This window comes from Aquirufa avitistagni (genome assembly GCF_042715545.1).
Lineage (GTDB): Bacteria > Bacteroidota > Bacteroidia > Cytophagales > Spirosomataceae > Aquirufa > Aquirufa avitistagni.
Window position 1 is genome coordinate 584033 of record NZ_JBBKXZ010000002.1, and the last position, 19542, is coordinate 603574.

The window sequence follows — 19542 nt, forward strand, 5'->3', positions numbered from 1 at the left end:
ATTATCTATTTAACCGGCCACTCAAGTCGCCTTTCATTACTGTTTCTATTTCATCTAAGTTGGCCAAATTAATGTCCCCCTCAATCGTATGCTTCAATGCCGATGCCGCCACCGCAAATGCCAAGGACTGTGCCTCGTCCGCATAAATCAAATTTCCGTAAATATATCCCGCCATAAATGCGTCTCCACCTCCAATACGGTCTACAATTTGCGTAATCTCAACGGTATCAGATTTCAATACTTTAGTTCCGTCAAAAGATGTTGCCGACAAGGTATTTTGCGATGCCGAAATTTGACCACGTTTCGTATTGATGATTTTCTTTAAGCGCGGGAATTGACCCATGATTTGCTTGCAAACGGAATGCCAACCGCTCTTGGTGCTGCCATCTGGGACAATGCCCAAAATATCTTCGGCATCGCCTTTGCCACATACGATGATATCACAGCCTGCAATTAATTCTGGCATAACTTCTTGAACCGTTTTGCCATATTTCCATAAGTTTTTACGGTAGTTCACATCCGCCGAAACCGTGATGCCCATGGCATTTGCCGTAGCAATCGCATCGCGCAAGGCTTGCGCAGCAGATTCTGAGATGGCAGGGGAAATACCTGTCCAATGGAACCAACAAGCATCTTTTAATATTTCAGTCCAATTAAATTCAGCCGGATCCAAATTGGCAAATGCCGAATCAGACCGATCATACGTCACTTTACTCGGGCGCATCGCTGCACCAAACTCGACAAAATATAAACCTAGTCGGCCTTCGCCATAAATCATGTCCGAGGTATCCACACCCACTTGCGCATAATAACCTGCAGCGGCTTTGCCAAGTTCATTAGCAGGAAAGCGTGTAACATGTTTGGCAGGAATCCCTAAATGGGCTAAACCTCCCGCGACATTTGCCTCACCACCACCATACGTGATGTTCAGTGATTGCGCTTGTATAATGCGACCATATCCCGGAGGGCTTAAGCGGCCCATGATTTCTCCGAAGGTGACTACTTTTTTCATGCTTATTCGAAATTAAAAAATTCAGATGCGTTGGTGTACGAAATGTCTTGCACCAACTTACCTAACCAAGGCATGTCGGCCGGCAATTCGCCATTTTCCACATCATTGCCGATCAAATTACACAAGATTCGGCGGAAATACTCATGACGTGGGAAAGAAAGGAAACTGCGTGAGTCTGTCAACATCCCCACAAAGTGGCTCAACATACCCATGTTAGAAAGTGCATTGATCTGCTTTTCCATCCCATCTTTTTGATCCAAAAACCACCAGCCTGAGCCAAATTGTATTTTGCCTACTAGCGTTCCATCTTGAAAATTCCCCGTCATCGCAGCGAATAATTCATTATCCCGCGGGTTCAAATTATATAGAATCGTTTTGGCTAGTTGGTTCGTGGAATCCAGGCGATTTAAGAATGCCGATAGTGGTTTCGCTTGCTCAAAATCACCGATGGAATCAAACCCAGTGTCTGGTCCCAAAGCACCCAATAAACGCGCATTGTTATTGCGAAGGGCACCTAGGTGGAACTGTTGCGTCCATCCACGCGCATGATCTAAATGCGCAAAATAGATGAGCATGGCTGATTTAAATTGCCATTTTTCTTTTTTATTCAAGGATTTACCCGTGATTAATCGCTCAAAAATATGTTCGATTTCTTCCTCCGTAAATTCTTCTGCATAAATATGTTCTAGCCCATGATCACTTAATCGACAACCCGCCGCATGGAAAAAATCATGGCGCGATTTAATCGCTGATTTATAGTCGGCAAGCGTCCGAATGCTCACCCCAGCTGCAGCCGCGAGCGCATTGACATACTCGATAAACACGATTTCATCATCGACACCCATCGCTTTATCTGGACGGAACGTAGGTAAAACTTTGACGCTAAATCCACTCGCCGCTATTTGTTTGTGATACGCCAAATCATCGATCGGATCATCCGTCGTGCATAACGCCTTCACATTCATTTTCAACAAAAGATTTTTGACCGAGTATTCCTTGGTACGAAGCAGCGCAGAGCAATGGTCGTAAATACGTTTACCTGATTCCGCATTCAATAATTCCGTCACACCGAAATACCGTTGCAATTCCAAATGTGTCCAGTGGTACAGCGGATTACGCATAGTATACGGAACTGTTTCAGCCCATTTCATGAATTTCTCCTCGTCACTTGCGTTACCCGTAATGTATTTTTCATCTACACCATGCGCACGCATCGCACGCCATTTGTAGTGATCGCCATATAGCCAAATTTGTGTGATGTTATCAAACTGTTTATCCTCAGCGATTTGCTGCGGAACCAAGTGATTATGATAATCGATAATAGGCATGTCGGCCGCAAAATCATGATATAATTTTTGCGCTGTAGCCGTTTGTAATATAAAATCTGCGTTTAAAAATGCTTTCATAGGATCTATACGTATTTCTGTACCGCTTGTTCAAAGCCAGGTAATGCACTTAAATCAGCACCCCAAAGGCTTGTGTCCGCTAATATTTTTTTCAAATCAAAGTCTTTCCAAGCTTCATAAAAATAGCCAGCATAATCGCAATTGATTGGATAGAGCTCACCATTTGAATCACCAAAGTACTTACCATTTTCTTCCTTCACCGCATGCATAAACTGCAAATATGCAGCAAATCCCATGGCAAATAATTCCGGCGCTTTACCAAATTCCTTGTAGTAATTAACCAATAAGGGCACATTACGCATCCGCATTTTGGTTGTGTATTGAACCGTAATGTCAATCAATTTGTGATTGATAAATGGATTCCGGAATCGATCTAATACCGAACGGCCAAAACGGTCCGCCACTTTGAAATCCATTTTGTACGGAATAGCCAGCGCGAGTTCGCTCAACATTAAATTCATCACCAGTTTGCTTAAGTAGCCGTTGGCCATCACATCTTTCACGAGGCGAAAACCGAGTAAATAAGACATGCCGCACATGAGTGTATGTGTCCCATTTAATAGGCGAAGTTTCAATTCGCGATAGATTTCAATGTCCTCTGCAATGACAACGCCAGCGTCAGCTTTGGCAAAACTTAAGACTTCTTTTACACGGCTTCCACCTTGGATTGCCCACAAACTATATACTTCGGAAATAATCAAATTCTTGTCTGTATAACCTAAATCAGCACAAATGGCCGCGTTTGTTTGCGCATCAGGTGCGCCAGGAACGATGCGGTCCACTAATGAATTACAGAAATGGTTGTGTGTATTTAGCCACGTAATAAACGCTGCAGGTAACTGGTGATCCGCTGCTAATTTCAAGACGATGTCTTTTAGCGTATCACCATTATTGATAATCAACTCCGTAGGCACGATCACCATGCCCGATTCCGCAGACCCTTTAAAGTGGTCGAAACGAGCAACTAAAAATGCGAGTAATTTAGCGGGGAAGGATTTTGGGCTTCCTCCCGAAATCGGGTCATTAGCCACATATTGAATACCTACTTCAGTGGTATTTGAAATGATCAACTGCATGTCCGCACTTTGCGCCAATTCCAAAATAGCGTTCCATTCTGTCGCTGCGGTCAGCGTACGTGAAATCGATGCGTTGACTACCGTTTCCTCAATGGCCTTGCCGTTATCGATGCCTTTAATGCAATGTGTAAATAAGCCATCTTGTTCCGTAAACGCGTCTGCACCTGGACGATCCGTAGATTTTACCAATACAACCCGCCCTTTGAAAATTCCTTGGCGATTCGCTTTGTCGATGTAATAATCGCATAGACCACGCAGCAATACGCCCGTGCCAAATTGCAGCACTTTTTCAGGATAGGAAAAAACTTCTTGTTTGGGTAATTGAACCGGGATGGTGGATGTAAATCCGGCGGCTAAATTTTGTTTGGATAAAATGGGCATACGTTACGCTTGTGTTTTGATTTAAAAGCAATTAGAGCACTTTTTTTACCCGAAAAGCCGGAAAAAAACGTGCTTTTCTGAAATAAAAAAATCTAAAACGTTTACGCTTCGCCTATCGGGCCATTGTAATTCATAGGAAAATCAAAGCCGCCATCACTTCCATCTTTGTTGATAGGGCCAAAACTCTCCTCATATTTCTGCATGTTCTCTTGTAAGGCGAGCATCAAGCGGTACGCGTGATCAGGTGTCATCACCACGCGGGACTTCACTTTTCCTTTGGGTAAGCCCGGTAAAATGCGGATAAAATCCATCACAAATTCGGATGGCGAATGGGCGATCAAGGCTAAATTCACATAGGCGCCTTCTGCCAACTCTTCAGGTAATTCAATATTAAGCTGATTTTCTTCTGATTGGTTTTCCATAATTTTTCGAATAAGCCGTCAAATTACGAATCTACTCGGAGAATCCCATGTTGTTTTTGCCACATTCGCCAATAGTCCCCTTGTTTCCCCACTAATTCTACATGGGTTCCCACTTCTGACATGCGTCCATCTCGCAAAAAAACAATCTGATCTGCGTCTACGATGCTTGATAAGCGATGCGCGATTGAAATAATGGTCTTACCTCGTGCCATAAATTCCTTCAATCCGGTCTGTATTTCAGATTCCCCGTAGGCATCCAAAGCTGAGGTGGCTTCGTCCAGGAGTAAAATGTCAGGATCCTGATATAAGGCGCGCGCAATCGCAATCCGTTGTTTTTGGCCACCCGAAAGCATGGCGCCATTTTCGCCCAATAAACTCAGATAAGTACTAGGTAGTTGTTCAATAACGGATGCAATACCCACATGTTGACACAATTCGACCACCCGTTTAATGTCGGGTTCCGCTTCCCCCAATGCAATATTTTCAATCACATTTCCGGCAAAAAGTTCGACTTGTTGGGGCACCAGCCGAATCATCTTACGCAAACTTTGGGAATCAATTAACCGGATATCGTGCTTTCCCACGTGTATTTGTCCACTTGAAATGGGATAGAGTTTATGAATCAACGCAAACAAGGTACTCTTGCCCGAGCCACTTTCACCTACGACAGCAGTCCATTGATTTAACCTAAAACAGAGCGAACATGATTCTAAAACCCGGGTCCGAGTTCCATACATAAAGTCTACTTGCGTAAGTCGAATGTCACCTAGATCCGTTTTAGCCAAGGCCATGGTCCCCTCGTTTTCCTCTACCTCCAAATCCATGATATCAAACAAACGCTCAGAAGCAATTAAGGCATGTTGGATTGCTTTATTCGCACCCATCAGCGCTTGCATGGGATTCGTAACAAATCCCACTAGCGCATAAAATGAGAATAATTCACCTGGACTAATCGACCGGTCCAACACATAGCCTGCACCCTGCCACAAAACAACAATTGTCACGACCTGTGAAATCAATAGGGTACTGTTGGCCGTAAACAGTGCATTTTTGCCTCCCTGATAGGCTGTAAGCAATAATTTGACAAATCTGTTTTCCGCTTTTTGCTGGATAAAAGAGGCTATACCAAACTCTTTAATAGACCGACTATGTTGCAAGGATTCCACTACATGGATTTCAACTTGTGCGGCATCTTCCATTAGCCGTCTTTCCATCCGTTTATTTTGCCAGTTTGTTAGCCAATACACCAGCCCATAGGCCGGAATGGCCCAAATCAATAACATCGCCATAGGCCCAAATGTGCGAAACATGAGCGCCAGCGTAAAGAGTAGCACAAAACAATTCACCAATAATTCCATGGCGACATCATTTATAAAATGGCGGATTTTTATCGCATCGTTTAGTCGGGAAGTAATCTCCCCCACGCGCATGGTATCAAAGAATACCTGGGGTAATTGCAAGACATGTTGGTAATAGCCCAGCAATAAACGCGCATCCATTTGCATCCCTGTCTTCATGACCATCAACGATTTATTCGCCCCAATAAATACTTGAAGCAATACGATCCCCAGCATCCCGACGCTCAATAAATTCAGCAGATTTCGGTTGCCATCTACTAGTACATAGTCGGTGATTTTCTGAATATATACCGACATGCCTAAGCCAAGCAGCGTATAGACGAACGCGCCTAAAATGGCCTGTAACCAGATCATCCGATGCGGTTCAATTAATTTCCATAATCTAAATAGGGGGGTACTCCCGGTTGAAAAAGGCACAAATGAGGCTCCCGGGATGATTAATAGCACAATTCCCGTCCAAACTTCCATCCAATTTTCCTGGGTGTATTTTTCTAGGGTACCTGTGGCAGGATCCATGACGGTCAACTGGCGTGCATGTACGCGATGAATGACTACATAATGCTGCAAGCCATTTTTTAGATGCAGGTGAGCAATTGTGGGAAGTGGTATTTCAGACAGAACTTCCCAATTTCCACGGATTCCCTTCGCTTTAAATCCCATTTTTTCAGCAGCCTGACTAAGACCCAATATCGTAGTTCCCCGCAAATCCGTACTGGCGAGCTGGCGAATCCGCGCAATGGGAATTTGAACTCGATAATGATTGCCCACCGAAGCCAAACAGGCAGCACCACAATCCTTGATATCGTGCTGTTTTACCCGAATAGAAGCCATATTATGATTTTTGTCCGTAGGTGATCGGATTCAACCAAGCATCTACATGATCAAACAATAATTGATACAAGCTTCTGCGTGTCACGATAAAATGCGCCGAAAGGGTCATCCCTTTTCGAATGCCTGCTTGATATCCATTCTTGAGTTTCAGGTGCATACGATTCAGCTTACATCGGACTTTAACATAGAGCTGATCGTTCTGTTGGCTGACGTGTTTGTCTATATCCACCACCTCGCCCTCCACAAATCCCCAGTAATTATAATTATAGGCATCCATTTGAAAGCGGACCCGTTGCGTCGCGTGGACTAAGCCAATGTCTTGCGTGGGGACTAAACATTCGACTAGAAGCTTTTGGTCTGGGGATATTTCCGCAATCACATGGGCGTTATTCACAAAAGTCCCCGCCGTGTAGCCTTTGTAGTTTACGATTGTTCCCGAGATCGGGGCCGTTATGACATATTGTTTTTGCTCGAGGCTTAGTTTTTTCAAATTTGCTTGTTGGGCCTGCTTATTGATTTCCAGCTCGGTCCGTTGGCGTTCCCATTGATTCCGTTGTTTCTTCGTCACGAGGTTGAATTGGTCTTTGATTTCGCGCAATGCCTGTACATGTTGTTCGTATTCGAGTGGGGGAATTACGCGCGCATCGAATAAAATTTGATTGCGTTTCAAGGTCATTTCCGCCTGATTCACTTTACCGCCTAGTTCTTGCAACTGCGCTTGGTATTGGGCGTAGTCGGCCTGCATGGCCAGCTGCCCAAAGGACAAATCCGAACCGCGCAGCGCGCGTGTCAAATCTGCTAATTCCTGTTGATTTTGGAGCAGCTTCCCGGTGGTTAGTTTCAGCTCTGTGTTCAGGATGCCAGGATCCAAAATGAATAATGTATCGCCCTTGGCGACTTGTTGGTTCGCTTGAAAATGTACCGACAAAATCCGACTCGCAACCATGTTGGTAATCGGCGCATTTTCAAATGAGCTACGGACGATGCCGCGACTTTGGGAGCTGATGTCAACAAATATATAGGGGAGGGAAAAGAGGAAACTGAGTACCAGAAGGACGATGACCAGGTAGATGGAGCGGGTGTTTACCTGGGTTTTGGCCCATAGATTTTCGACCGTATGGGTAACGTTGTCTGCTACTGAATTCATCTGCTAGTTGGTTAGGTACACAATCGCCTAGATTGCTTCCCTGAAATTGCGACATAAGCAGGAGAATGAAAAATCCGAAAAACCCCAACATCCTTGCCCTAAGGGGGTGTCGGACGAAAAATAGGCCTTTTAGGGCCTGTGGGCATACTAAATCCAAGATATTGGCAAAAACATAAGACCCGACAAAATGAGTCCCAGGCCCCATAAAAAAAGCCCTGAACAAATGAATGCTCAGGGCTAATTTAAATTGACTAACGTCCAGCGTCTAACTAGTTCGCTACACTTTCTTTTACCTCTTCTACTTCAGTAGCTGTCGCTTTTTCTAATTGCTTCATTTCTTCAGCCGAAGTGACTAGAATGTTTTGGTAGCGACGAACACCTGTACCAGCTGGAATCAAGTGACCCACGATAACGTTCTCTTTCAAGCCGTCTAGGGTATCTTGTTTCGCGCGGATCGAAGCCTCAGAAAGTACTTTCGTAGTTTCCTGGAACGATGCAGCTGAGATAAATGAATCTGTACCTAACGAAGCTTGTGTGATACCTTGCAAGTTAGAAGAAGAAACGGCTGCTTGCGCGTCACGTACTTTCATCAACTTCAAGTCACGGCGTTTCAATGATGAGTTCTCATCACGTAAAGCGCGTGCTGTAAGGATCATACCTGCTTTGTATTTCTCAGAATCACCTGCGTCTAAGATTACTTTCTTGTCTAGGATCAAGTCATTTTCTTGACGGAAGACAAAACGATCTACGTTTTGACCTTGTAAGAATTGCGTATCACCTGGCTCAAGGATCTCCACTTTCTGCATCATTTGGCGTACAATACACTCGATGTGCTTATCGTTGATTTTTACACCTTGTAAGCGGTATACATCTTGGATCTCATTAACTAAGTATTCTTGAACCGCTGTTGGTCCTTTGATTTTCAAGATATCTGAAGGCGTGATTGCACCATCCGATAATGGCATACCTGCACGTACGAAGTCATTATTTTGTACCAAAATGAAACGAGTCAATGGCACCAAGTAACGACGTTCTGTTCCTTCTTTTGGCGTAACGATAATTTCACGGTTACCACGTTTGATGACACCGTATGAAATTACACCGTCAATTTCAGAAACGACTGCTGGGTTAGAAGGGTTACGTGCTTCGAATAATTCCGTTACACGTGGTAGACCTCCTGTAATGTCACGCGTTTTACCTGCTGCACGTGGAATCTTCGCGATAATTTGACCCGCTTTGATTTTCTCCCCGTCGCTGATGGTTAAACGAGCACCTACTGGAACGTTGTATACCAAATCCTCTTTGCCTTTTGCTGTAATGATTACGGATGGGTTTTTCGTCTTGTCTTTCGACTCGATGATCACCTTCTCACGCATACCTGTTTGCTCATCCGCTTCCTCTTTGTAGGTATTGTTTTCTTCGATTGCCTCGAATTCAATTTTACCTTCAGCCTCAGAAAGGATTACCGCATTGTATGGATCCCAAACGCAAATTTCTTCGCCTTTTTTGATCGCTTGACCTTCTTTCACACGTAAGAATGAACCGTAAGGAACGTTGTTCGAAATCAACACCTGCTTGTTAGCCGGGTTAACAATTTGAACCTCACCCGAACGACCCATTACGATTTCAGTTGGGTTACCATCTGCATCCGTAGATGTTACCGTACGAACTTCTTCAAAGTTCACAACGCCATCAAACTTAGCTTTAACACTTGCGTCTAATGAAACGTTTTGTGCTGTACCACCCACGTGGAAGGTACGTAATGTCAACTGCGTTCCTGGCTCACCGATAGACTGAGATGCGATTACACCAACCGCCTCACCGATGTTCACCATGCGTGCCGTAGACAAGTTACGTCCATAACACTTCGCACAAACACCACTACGCGTTTCGCACGTTAATACCGAACGAATTTCTACCGAATCGATGGCAGTTTCGTCGATTTTTTGTGCTGCGATTTCTGTGATCTCCTCACCTGACTCAACGATCATTTCACCAGAAACTGGGTCAATTACATCATGTACAGAAACGCGACCTAAGATACGCTCAGATAATGGCTCGATGATCTCGTCATTATCTTTCAATGGGAATACTTCAATACCACGTAAGGTACCGCAATCTTCTTCGTTCACGATCACGTCTTGCGCTACGTCGTGTAGACGACGCGTCAAGTAACCCGCATCGGCTGTTTTCAAGGCAGTATCTGCCAAACCTTTACGCGCACCGTGTGTTGAGATAAAGTACTCTAATACGTCAAGACCTTCTTTAAAGTTAGAAAGGATTGGGTTTTCGATGATTTCACCTACCGAACCTTGTAAGTTCTTCTGAGGCTTAGCCATCAAACCACGCATACCACCTAGTTGGCGAATCTGCTCACGAGAACCACGGGCTCCTGAGTGCATCATCATGTAGATCGCGTTAAATCCTTGGTTATCCTCTTCCATCTGCTTCATCAAAGTCTCGGTAATTTTCGAGTTAACTTTAGTCCAGATGTCAATAACTGCGTTGTAACGCTCGTTATCTGTGATTAAACCCATTAAGTAGTTGTCCCAAACTGCTTGAACATCATCCTGTGCTTTCTTCACTAAAGAAGCTTTCTCCGCAGGAATTTGAACATCACCAATACCCATCGATAAACCACCGTGGAAGGCTTGTTGGAAACCTAATTCTTTGATATCATCCAAGAATTGCGCTGTACGAGCCATACCACAGATCTTGTGAACGTGTGAGATGATTTGTTGCAATTTCTTCTTCGTCAATAACTCATTGATGTAACCTACTTGCTCAGGAACACATAAGTTGAATAATACACGTCCCGCAACAGTTTCCACCATCTCTTGAACCAATGTACCATCTTCTTTACGTACCGTAGCTTTCACCACGATGTTCGCGTGCTTAGACAATTTCTTCTCGTTCAAGGCGATAACAACCTCCTCAAATCCGTAGAAACGAGATCCTTCACCAGCCACTTTGTGATCTGGAGTAGACTTACGTCCTTTAGTTACATAATATAAACCTAACACCATGTCCTGAGATGGTACCGTAATCGGCGCACCATTCGCTGGGTTCAAGATGTTATGTGATGCAAGCATTAATAACGAGGCTTCCAAAATCGCTTCATGTCCTAGTGGAACGTGAACCGCCATCTGGTCACCATCGAAATCGGCGTTAAATGCCGTACATGTTAATGGGTGCAATTGGATCGCTTTTCCTTCGATCAATTTAGGTTGGAATGCTTGAATACCCAAACGGTGTAACGTAGGAGCACGGTTTAAAAGAACTGGGTGTCCTTTCATTACATTTTCCAAAATATCCCAAACGACTGGATCTTTACGGTCAACAATCTTCTTTGCAGACTTAACTGTTTTTACGATACCACGCTCGATCAACTTACGGATAACAAACGGCTTGAATAATTCAGCTGCCATATCCTTAGGTAGACCACATTCGTGCATTTTCAATTCTGGACCTACGACGATAACCGAACGACCTGAATAATCGACACGCTTACCTAATAAGTTTTGACGGAAACGACCTTGCTTACCTTTCAACATATCAGAAAGAGACTTCAAGGCACGGTTACCTTCCGAACGAACCGCATTTACTTTACGTGAGTTGTCAAATAAACTGTCAACAGCCTCTTGCAACATACGCTTCTCGTTACGTAAGATTACCTCTGGCGCTTTGATCTCGATCAAACGCTTCAAACGGTTGTTACGGATAATTACACGACGATATAAATCGTTCAAGTCAGATGTAGCGAAACGACCTCCATCTAATGGCACCAATGGACGTAATTCTGGTGGAATTACAGGAACCATTTTGATGATCATCCACTCAGGACGGTTGTCAATACGACCTACTGACTCACGGAATGCTTCCACAACTTTCAAACGCTTCAAAGCCTCAGCTTTACGTTGTTGAGAAGATTCTGTGTCTGCCGCGTGACGTAAATCAGCTGATAAGCTGTCTAAGTCGATGCGCGTCAACAACATATTTAATGCGTCAGCACCCATTTTTGCGATGAATTTCTGTGGATCTTCATCAGGAAGGTGTTGGTTTTCGCGTGGTAACTTATCTAAGATATCTAAGTACTCGTCTTCTGTTAAAAAATCAAGGTATTGGCTACCAATCTTTCCTTCTTCGGCGTACATACCTGCTTGAACGACACAGTACCGCTCATAGTAGATAATTTGATCTAATTTCTTCGTAGATAATCCAAGCATGTAACCGATTTTGTTCGGTAAGCTACGGAAGTACCAGATGTGTGCTACTGGAACCACTAATTCGATGTGGCCCATACGCTCACGACGTACTTTCTTCTCAGTCACCTCTACACCACAACGGTCGCAGATGATGCCTTTGTAACGAATACGCTTATATTTTCCGCAATGACACTCCCAGTCCTTGGTTGGACCGAAAATACGCTCGCAGAACAAACCGCCCATTTCGGGTTTGTAGGTACGGTAGTTAATTGTCTCCGGTTGAGTTACCTCACCGTTTGAACTTTCAAGAATCGACTCCGGTGATGCCAATGAGATGGTCACTTTTTGGAAATCGCTGTTCAGTTTTCTCGTCTTTTTAAATGACATTTTCGATGTATTTAATTGGAAAATGATTTCTTTTTAAGGGCCGGGGTTAGCGGCCCGATAAATGATTACTCAAGTGTGATTTCAAGAGCTAAACCTCTCAATTCGTGAATCAATACGTTGAATGATTCTGGAATGTTTGGCTTAGGCATATTCTCGCCTTTCACAATTGCTTCGTACGCTTTGGCACGGCCGATCACGTCATCCGACTTCACAGTTAAAATCTCTTGCAAGATATTCGCTGCTCCGAAGGCCTCAAGTGCCCAAACCTCCATCTCACCGAAACGCTGACCACCAAATTGAGCTTTACCACCCAATGGTTGTTGTGTAATCAATGAATATGGTCCAATTGAACGTGCGTGCATTTTATCATCTACCAAGTGACCAAGTTTCAACATGTAAATGATACCCACAGTAACTGGTTGATCAAACATATCACCTGTTAAACCATTGTATAGGTAGGTACGTCCCCAGTCTGGTAAACCAGCTAATGTTAATTCAGCTGCTACTTCTGCCTCAGTTCCACCGTCGAAAATAGGTGTTGCATAACGCTTACCTAATTTTTGACCAGCCCAACCTAATACAGTCTCGTAGATTTGACCTAAGTTCATACGAGATGGTACCCCTAGTGGATTCAATACGATATCTACTGGTGTTCCATCTTCTAAGAATGGCATATCTTCTTCACGTACGATACGAGCTACAACACCCTTATTTCCGTGACGACCCGCCATCTTATCACCTACTTTCAACTTACGTTTCTTCGCGATGTAGACTTTCGCCAACTTCACGATTCCCGCAGGTAATTCATCACCTACTTCAAGAACGAAACGCTCACGCTTGAATCGACCAGCGATTTCGTTACGCTTCACATTGAAGTTCTTGATTAAGTTCATGAACAATTTGTTCAATGTTGCATCTGAAGTTGCCTCTTCCACGATCAAGTCAGAAAGCAAGTTTGCTTCTTCTTGAACTGCGTAAGTAGACTCATCGCGATACAAGTTTTTATCTGGGAATAATAATTCTTCGATGTTCTTCGCTGAGAATTTAACACCCTTCTCCACGATCACCGTGCCGAATTTGTGCTTAATACCTGCGCAAGTTTTACCTGCTAATAAAGCAACAGTCTTTTCGATCATTTGGCGACGAATCTCCAAAAGGTCTTTACTGTATTCCTTCATTAACTTCTTCAATTCAGCTTTCGATTTTTCACGCTCCTCTTTATCCTTCTTAGGACGTGCGAACAACTTAGTATCGATAACCACACCTTTTAATGATGGTGGCGCTTTCTTCGAAGCATCTTTCACGTCACCCGCTTTGTCACCAAAGATGGCACGTAATAATTTTTCTTCTGGTGTTGGATCCGACTCACCTTTTGGTGTAATCTTACCAATCAAGATATCTCCTTCTTTCACTTCAGCACCTACGCGAACAACACCGTTCTCGTCTAGGTTACGAACTGTTTCTTCGGAAACGTTTGGAATTTCTGATGTCAATTCCTCCTCACCACGTTTGGTATCACGAACTTCTAATTCGAATTCTTCAATGTGGATCGAAGTAAAGATATCGTCACGAACAACTTTTTCTGAGATTACGATCGCATCCTCAAAGTTGTAACCTTGCCATGGCATGAACGCCACTTTCATGTTACGACCTAATGCTAATTCACCAGCTTCAGTTGCGTAACCTTGGCAAAGCGCTTGACCCTTTTTCACTTTCTCCCCTTTGAACACGATCGGCTTTAAGTTGATCGTTGTATCTTGGTTCGTTCTGCGGAATTTGATCAATTCGTACGTCTTCATAGATCCGTCGAAGCTAATCAACGCCTCTGATTCAGTTTGATCGTAGTTGACAACAATTTTCAAAGCGTCTACATATTCAATCACACCGTCACCTTCAGCAACAACTAACGTACGTGAGTCAATCGCCACGCGGTGCTCAAGACCAGTTCCTACGATAGGAGCTTCTGGACGTAAAAGCGGTACCGCTTGACGTTGCATGTTGGATCCCATCAACGCACGGTTGGCATCATCATGCTCCAAGAAAGGAATCAATGAAGCGGCAACCGAAACGATTTGGTTAGGAGCTACGTCCATATATTGTGCATCCGCTGGGTTAACCAATGGGAAGTCACCTTCAAAACGAGCCTTAACGCGATCTGTTAAGAACTTACCTGTTTTAATATCGATGGTTGCATTCGCCTGAACGATGTTTTTTCCATCCTCTTCTTCAGCTGTCAAATATTGAACATTGCTTGAGGTATCTACTTTACCTCCATCGATCAAACGATAAGGTGTTTCAATGAATCCCATCGAGTTCACTTTCGCGTGAACACAAAGAGATGAAATCAAACCAATGTTTGGTCCCTCTGGAGTTTCAATCGTACACAAACGACCGTAGTGCGTATAGTGAACGTCACGAACCTCGAAACCTGCTCTTTCACGCGAAAGACCACCTGGCCCTAGTGCCGACATACGACGCTTGTGCGTAATCTCAGCCAATGGATTCGTTTGATCCATGAATTGAGATAGTTGGTTCGTTCCAAAGAAAGAGTTAATCACCGACGATAATGTACGGGCATTGATCAAGTCAACTGGTTTGAAATCTTCGTTGTCACGAACATTCATACGTTCTTTGATCGTACGCGCCATACGTGCAAGACCTACACCGAACTGAGCATATAATTGCTCACCTACGGTACGTACACGACGGTTAGATAAGTGGTCAATATCATCGACTACCGCACGTGAGTTGATCAAACCGATCAAGTACTTCACAATAGAAATGATATCTTCTTTAGTCAATACTTTGACATCCATTGGGATATCATGACCTAATTTTTTATTGATACGGTAACGACCTACTTCACCCAAATCGTAACGCTTGTCCGAGAAGAACAAGTTTTGGATGATGTCACGTGCCGTTTGCTCATCGGGAGCATCCGTATTACGTAATTGCTTGTAGATAACTTCAACGGCCTCTTTTTCTGAGTTCGAAGTATCTTTTTGCAAGGTATTGTAAATGATATTGAAGTCAGAAACGTTCACGTCATCTTTGTGTAAGATAACGGTTGCTGAACCTGATTCTAAGATTGTCTCAACTTCGTTTTCTGTGATAACCGTATCACGCTCGATTAAGATCTCGTTACGGTCGATAGAAACTACCTCACCTGTATCTTCATCTACGAAGTCTTCTTGCCATGTTTTCAAAACACGTGCCGCCAAACGACGACCTACGATGCCTTTCACAGCTTTTTTATCAACCTTGATTTCTTCAGCTAAGCCAAATAAATCTAAGATATCCTTGTCATTTCCGTAACCGATTGCACGAAGCAATACAGTAACTGGGAACTTTTTCTTACGGTCGATGTACGCATACATCACATTGTTAACGTCCGTAGCAAATTCAATCCAAGAACCCTTGAATGGAATGATACGAGCAGAATACAATTTCGTTCCGTTTGTGTGCTTCGATTGCGCGAAGAAAACACCTGGTGAACGGTGTAGCTGAGAAACGATTACACGCTCGGCACCGTTGATCACGAATGATCCACGCTCGGTCATGTAAGGGATGTTTCCTAAGAAAACCTCTTGTTCGATGGTTTGGAAATCTTCGTTGTCTGTATCGTTACAGATCAAACGCAATTTCGCTTTTAAAGGTACTGAATACGTCAAACCGCGATCGATACACTCATCTACCGAATACTTCGGTGGATCTACTGAGTAGTCGACAAACGACAAAACGAAATTTTCCCGCGAATCAGCGATTGGAAAATTTTCAGCAAATACTTTAAATAAACCTTCGTCCGTACGGTTTTCCGCAGCTGTCTCTAGCTGGAAAAAATCCTGGAAGGATTGGACTTGGATATCCAGAAAATCTGGATAATTGATCACAGACTGCGTTTTCGCAAAGCTGTGTCTTCCTGTGGCAGTGATGTTACTCAAGGCTTTATACGTTTTAAATTAAAATGAAAAATGGCCCGTGGGCACAATTTCTCGCCGTTTTCGACGAAAATTAAAAGCTGAATGCCTCGTAGATGATAAAATGATTTCCCCTTTGCGCCTCCCCTACGATAAGAGATTTGTGTTTCAGAAAAACATTTTTCGGATTCGCCCGAAGGCGTTAATCCTAAAATAGCCTGCAAAATTAGGGAAATTTTTTTAAAGTACAAATAGGGGAGGGAAGTTTTTTAACAGTTGTCAGTAATCAGTGGTCAGTCGTCAGTGGGCAGTCCGAAGGGAAAGAGTCCGGAGTAGTCAGTAATCAGTGGTCAGTAATCAGTGGTCTGTAGTCAGTGGTTAGTGGACAGTCGCTAGTCGTCAGTCCGAAGGGAAAGAGTCCGGAGTAGTCAGTAGTCAGTAATCAGTGGTCAGACACTAGTCACTAGTCATCAGTCGCTTATCGTCATTGGTCTGTATGCAGTTCTTATCTCTTACATCTCACCTCTTACTTCTTACATCTCACTTCTCACCTCTTTACCAGTAAACTGATACAATGATTTTATCAAGGACTCGTTTACAAACTAACTTTTCCTTCGGACTTCGGACTCTTTCCCTTCGGACTAACTACTGACTACTGATTACTGCCCACTAACTACTACTCCCTTCCTCCCATGCTCCCTCGCCTAAAATACTACCTCCGCTTTACCCTTGGAATGACTCGAGCGGAGATTCGTGGGGTCATTGTATTATGTATACTTATAGGATTGGGGATGGGTGTGGATGCAATCTTGAGGTATCGCGATCGCCAAGAAACAATCGCTTACTTCAAACCGATTCATTTTGAGGTGATTTATCAGCGGATGGAAGCTGAAAAGAAAAAACGTTTGGCCAAACAATATCCCAAGCCTTATTATTTCAAAGCAACTTGGGCACCTCGAAAGCAGGACGATTGGAAAATTGATATGAATGGGGCAGACTCGTTGGCCTGGGTAGCTTTACCCGGCATTGGACCAGGTTTCGCCAAACGCATTTTAAAATTCAAAGATCAGTTGGGTGGTTTTTATCAAGTAAACCAATTAAAAGAAGTGTACGGAATGGATACAATCTGGGTGGAGCGCTATCGGAAGCGGTTTCAGTTGGGTACGGGTGTTTATCGCAAATTACAGGTGAACCGGTTGCTTTGGCAGGAGTTCCGGCATCCGTACTTACCTTATGCACAAGCCAAGTTGTTTTTGAATTATCGAAAACAGCACGGGGTGGTTAAAGATTTCGATGAATTAAGCCAAATCAAATTGTTGGACATGCGCGTTTGGGAGCGATTGCGTCCTTACCTTGCTTTTGACCCGTAAAATTTTGTTAAATTTGCGCCAACAAACACTTCAATTCAACTGATATATGTCAACAGGCTTTTTTAAAGTACCAACACCGATTAATGAACCTATTTTAGGGTATGCCTCGGGGTCTGCAGAGCGGACAAAATTGCAACAAACGATCGCGGATTTACGTGCTAAGCAGGTAGAGATTTCGATGCGCATCGGAGGCAAATCTGTGAAAGGCGATAAAAAAATGCCGATGACTTGTCCGCATGATCACCAACATGTCTTAGGGTATTATTATGAAGGGGGTAAATCGGAAGTTGCTTCGGCAATCGATTCAGCCTTATCTGCACATAAAGCATGGTCGAGTACCCCTTGGGAGCGTCGGGCAGCTATTTTCTTAAAAGCCGCGGAGTTGTCGGCAACGAAATATCGGATGCAATTAAATGCCCGGACGATGTTGGGACAATCCAAAAACGCCTTTCAGGCGGAGATTGACGCAGCATGTGAGTGGGTAGATTTTTTACGTTTCAATGTGCATTATGCATCGCAGATCTATGCGGATCAGCCGGTATCATCGCCGGGTGTATGGAATCGGGTGGAATATAGGGCGTTAGAGGGTTTTGTTTATGCATTAACGCCGTTCAATTTTACAGCGATTGCGGGTAATTTACCAGCGGCGCCAGCTTTGATGGGGAATACGGTGGTTTGGAAGCCGTCGCCCACGCAAGTGTATTCGGCGGGTTTGTTAATGGAAATTTTGGAGGAGGCAGGTTTGCCTGCGGGTGTGATCAATTTGGTATTTGCGGATGGTCCTGAGGCGGGGGATGTGGTGTTTTCTCATCGCGATTTTGCGGGTATTCACTTTACGGGATCGACATCGGTATTTCAAACGATTTGGAAAAATATAGGAAATAATATTTCGAATTATAAATCATATCCTCGCATTGTAGGGGAGACAGGTGGTAAGGATTTTGTGGTAGCGCACCCTTCGGCTGATGCAAAAGCACTAGCGGTGGGATTAGTTCGGGGAGCCTTTGAATACCAGGGCCAAAAATGTTCTGCTGCATCTCGTGCCTATGTTCCGGCTTCATTATGGTCTCAGGTGGAGGCTTATTTAAAGGAAGATTTGGCGGCTATTCGAATGGGTGGTACGGAGGACTTTTCAAATTTTGTGAATGCAGTGATTGATGCAAAGGCCTTTGGTAAGATTTCAGGATTCATTGCGGATGCGAAGCAGGATGCGGATGTGACGGTTGTGGCGGGAGGAAATTGCGATGATTCGAAGGGATATTTTGTGGAGCCAACTGTTCTATTGACGAAGAATCCGAAATCGAGAACGATGGTTGAGGAGATTTTTGGACCTGTATTGACGATTTATGTGTATCCGGATGCGGAGTGGAAGCAAACCTTGACATTAGTTGACGAGACATCTGCTTATGCGTTGACAGGTGCCATTTTTGCCCAGGATACGTATGCTTTGGAGGAGGCGAAGGCGGCACTCGTGAATGCGGCGGGGAATTTATATTTAAATGATAAGTGTACGGGAGCGGTTGTGGGTCAGCAGCCATTTGGTGGAGCGCGTGCCTCGGGGACGAATGATAAGGCGGGGTCGTATTTGAATTTGTTGCGTTGGGTTTCGCCGCGTACGGTGAAGGAGGTTTTTGTTTCGCCGGTGGATTTCAGGTATCCTTTTTTGGGCTAAGCAATCATATTTTTCATTGGGAAACCTTGCAGATGAGAATTTTGCAAGGTTTTTTGTTATTGATCTCCCTTGATTTTCAGGTGATTAGAGTTTAGGTTACAAATAATTTCGATTGCTGAGTTGGTATTTATAAATTATTCCTACATCTTTGCACTCCCAATTGCTAGGAAAACGATTCTAGCGCATTGACTGGAGGCGTGGTTACTGGGTTTCGGCTTGGTGATTATGCAGGAAGTTAAAAGAGTTCTTTGACGTGTTGGTAGAAATAAAGACGAGGTTAGTTCTTTAAATGAGCTAATCAGAATAAGTAGCATTCAAGACAAGGATATAGACAATTTTCTTATATTAAAATAAGAGC

The 19542-nt window shown here is 43.8% G+C and carries 10 protein-coding genes; 2 read left to right on the top strand and 8 right to left on the bottom strand.

Annotated features, from left to right (window positions below; all coding sequences use genetic code 11):
• Position 1 precedes the first annotated feature (1 nt).
• From U0R10_RS08380 to rpoB, 8 genes are all read right to left on the bottom strand, one after another.
• Complete coding sequence (locus U0R10_RS08380) at positions 2-1012, bottom strand: PfkB family carbohydrate kinase (protein ID WP_377983512.1); 1011 nt, start codon at positions 1010-1012, stop codon at positions 2-4.
• Between the two features lie 2 nt (positions 1013-1014).
• Complete coding sequence (gene uxaC / locus U0R10_RS08385; protein WP_377983513.1) at positions 1015-2418, bottom strand: glucuronate isomerase; 1404 nt, start codon at positions 2416-2418, stop codon at positions 1015-1017.
• Positions 2419-2423: 5 nt separating this feature from the next.
• Positions 2424-3875, bottom strand: coding sequence for a tagaturonate reductase (locus U0R10_RS08390; protein WP_377983514.1), 1452 nt, complete (start codon positions 3873-3875; stop codon positions 2424-2426).
• 101 nt (positions 3876-3976) lie between these two features.
• Positions 3977-4297, bottom strand: coding sequence for a DUF3467 domain-containing protein (locus U0R10_RS08395; RefSeq protein WP_377983515.1), 321 nt, complete (start codon positions 4295-4297; stop codon positions 3977-3979).
• Between the two features lie 23 nt (positions 4298-4320).
• Positions 4321-6486, bottom strand: a complete 2166-nt coding sequence (locus tag U0R10_RS08400) for a peptidase domain-containing ABC transporter (RefSeq protein WP_377983516.1) — start codon at positions 6484-6486, stop codon at positions 4321-4323.
• A 1-nt stretch (position 6487) separates the two neighbouring features.
• On the bottom strand, positions 6488-7633 hold the full coding sequence (locus tag U0R10_RS08405) for an HlyD family secretion protein (RefSeq protein ID WP_377983517.1): 1146 nt from the start codon (positions 7631-7633) through the stop codon (positions 6488-6490).
• A gap of 269 nt (positions 7634-7902) precedes the next feature.
• Positions 7903-12225 carry a DNA-directed RNA polymerase subunit beta' gene (gene rpoC / locus U0R10_RS08410; RefSeq protein WP_377983518.1) on the bottom strand — a complete coding sequence of 1441 codons (4323 nt, stop codon included), beginning with the start codon at positions 12223-12225 and terminating at the stop codon, positions 7903-7905.
• Positions 12226-12290: 65 nt separating this feature from the next.
• On the bottom strand, positions 12291-16166 hold the full coding sequence (rpoB, locus tag U0R10_RS08415; RefSeq protein ID WP_377983519.1) for a DNA-directed RNA polymerase subunit beta: 3876 nt from the start codon (positions 16164-16166) through the stop codon (positions 12291-12293).
• A gap of 710 nt (positions 16167-16876) precedes the next feature.
• Here rpoB and U0R10_RS08420 point away from each other — a divergent pair.
• Both U0R10_RS08420 and pruA read left to right on the top strand, forming a co-directional pair.
• Entirely contained in the window at positions 16877-17512 is a 636-nt protein-coding gene (locus U0R10_RS08420) for a helix-hairpin-helix domain-containing protein (RefSeq protein ID WP_377983520.1), read from the top strand.
• Between the two features lie 46 nt (positions 17513-17558).
• Positions 17559-19184, top strand: a complete 1626-nt coding sequence (gene pruA / locus U0R10_RS08425) for an L-glutamate gamma-semialdehyde dehydrogenase (protein ID WP_377983521.1) — start codon at positions 17559-17561, stop codon at positions 19182-19184.
• The last annotated feature ends 358 nt before the right edge of the window (positions 19185-19542 follow it).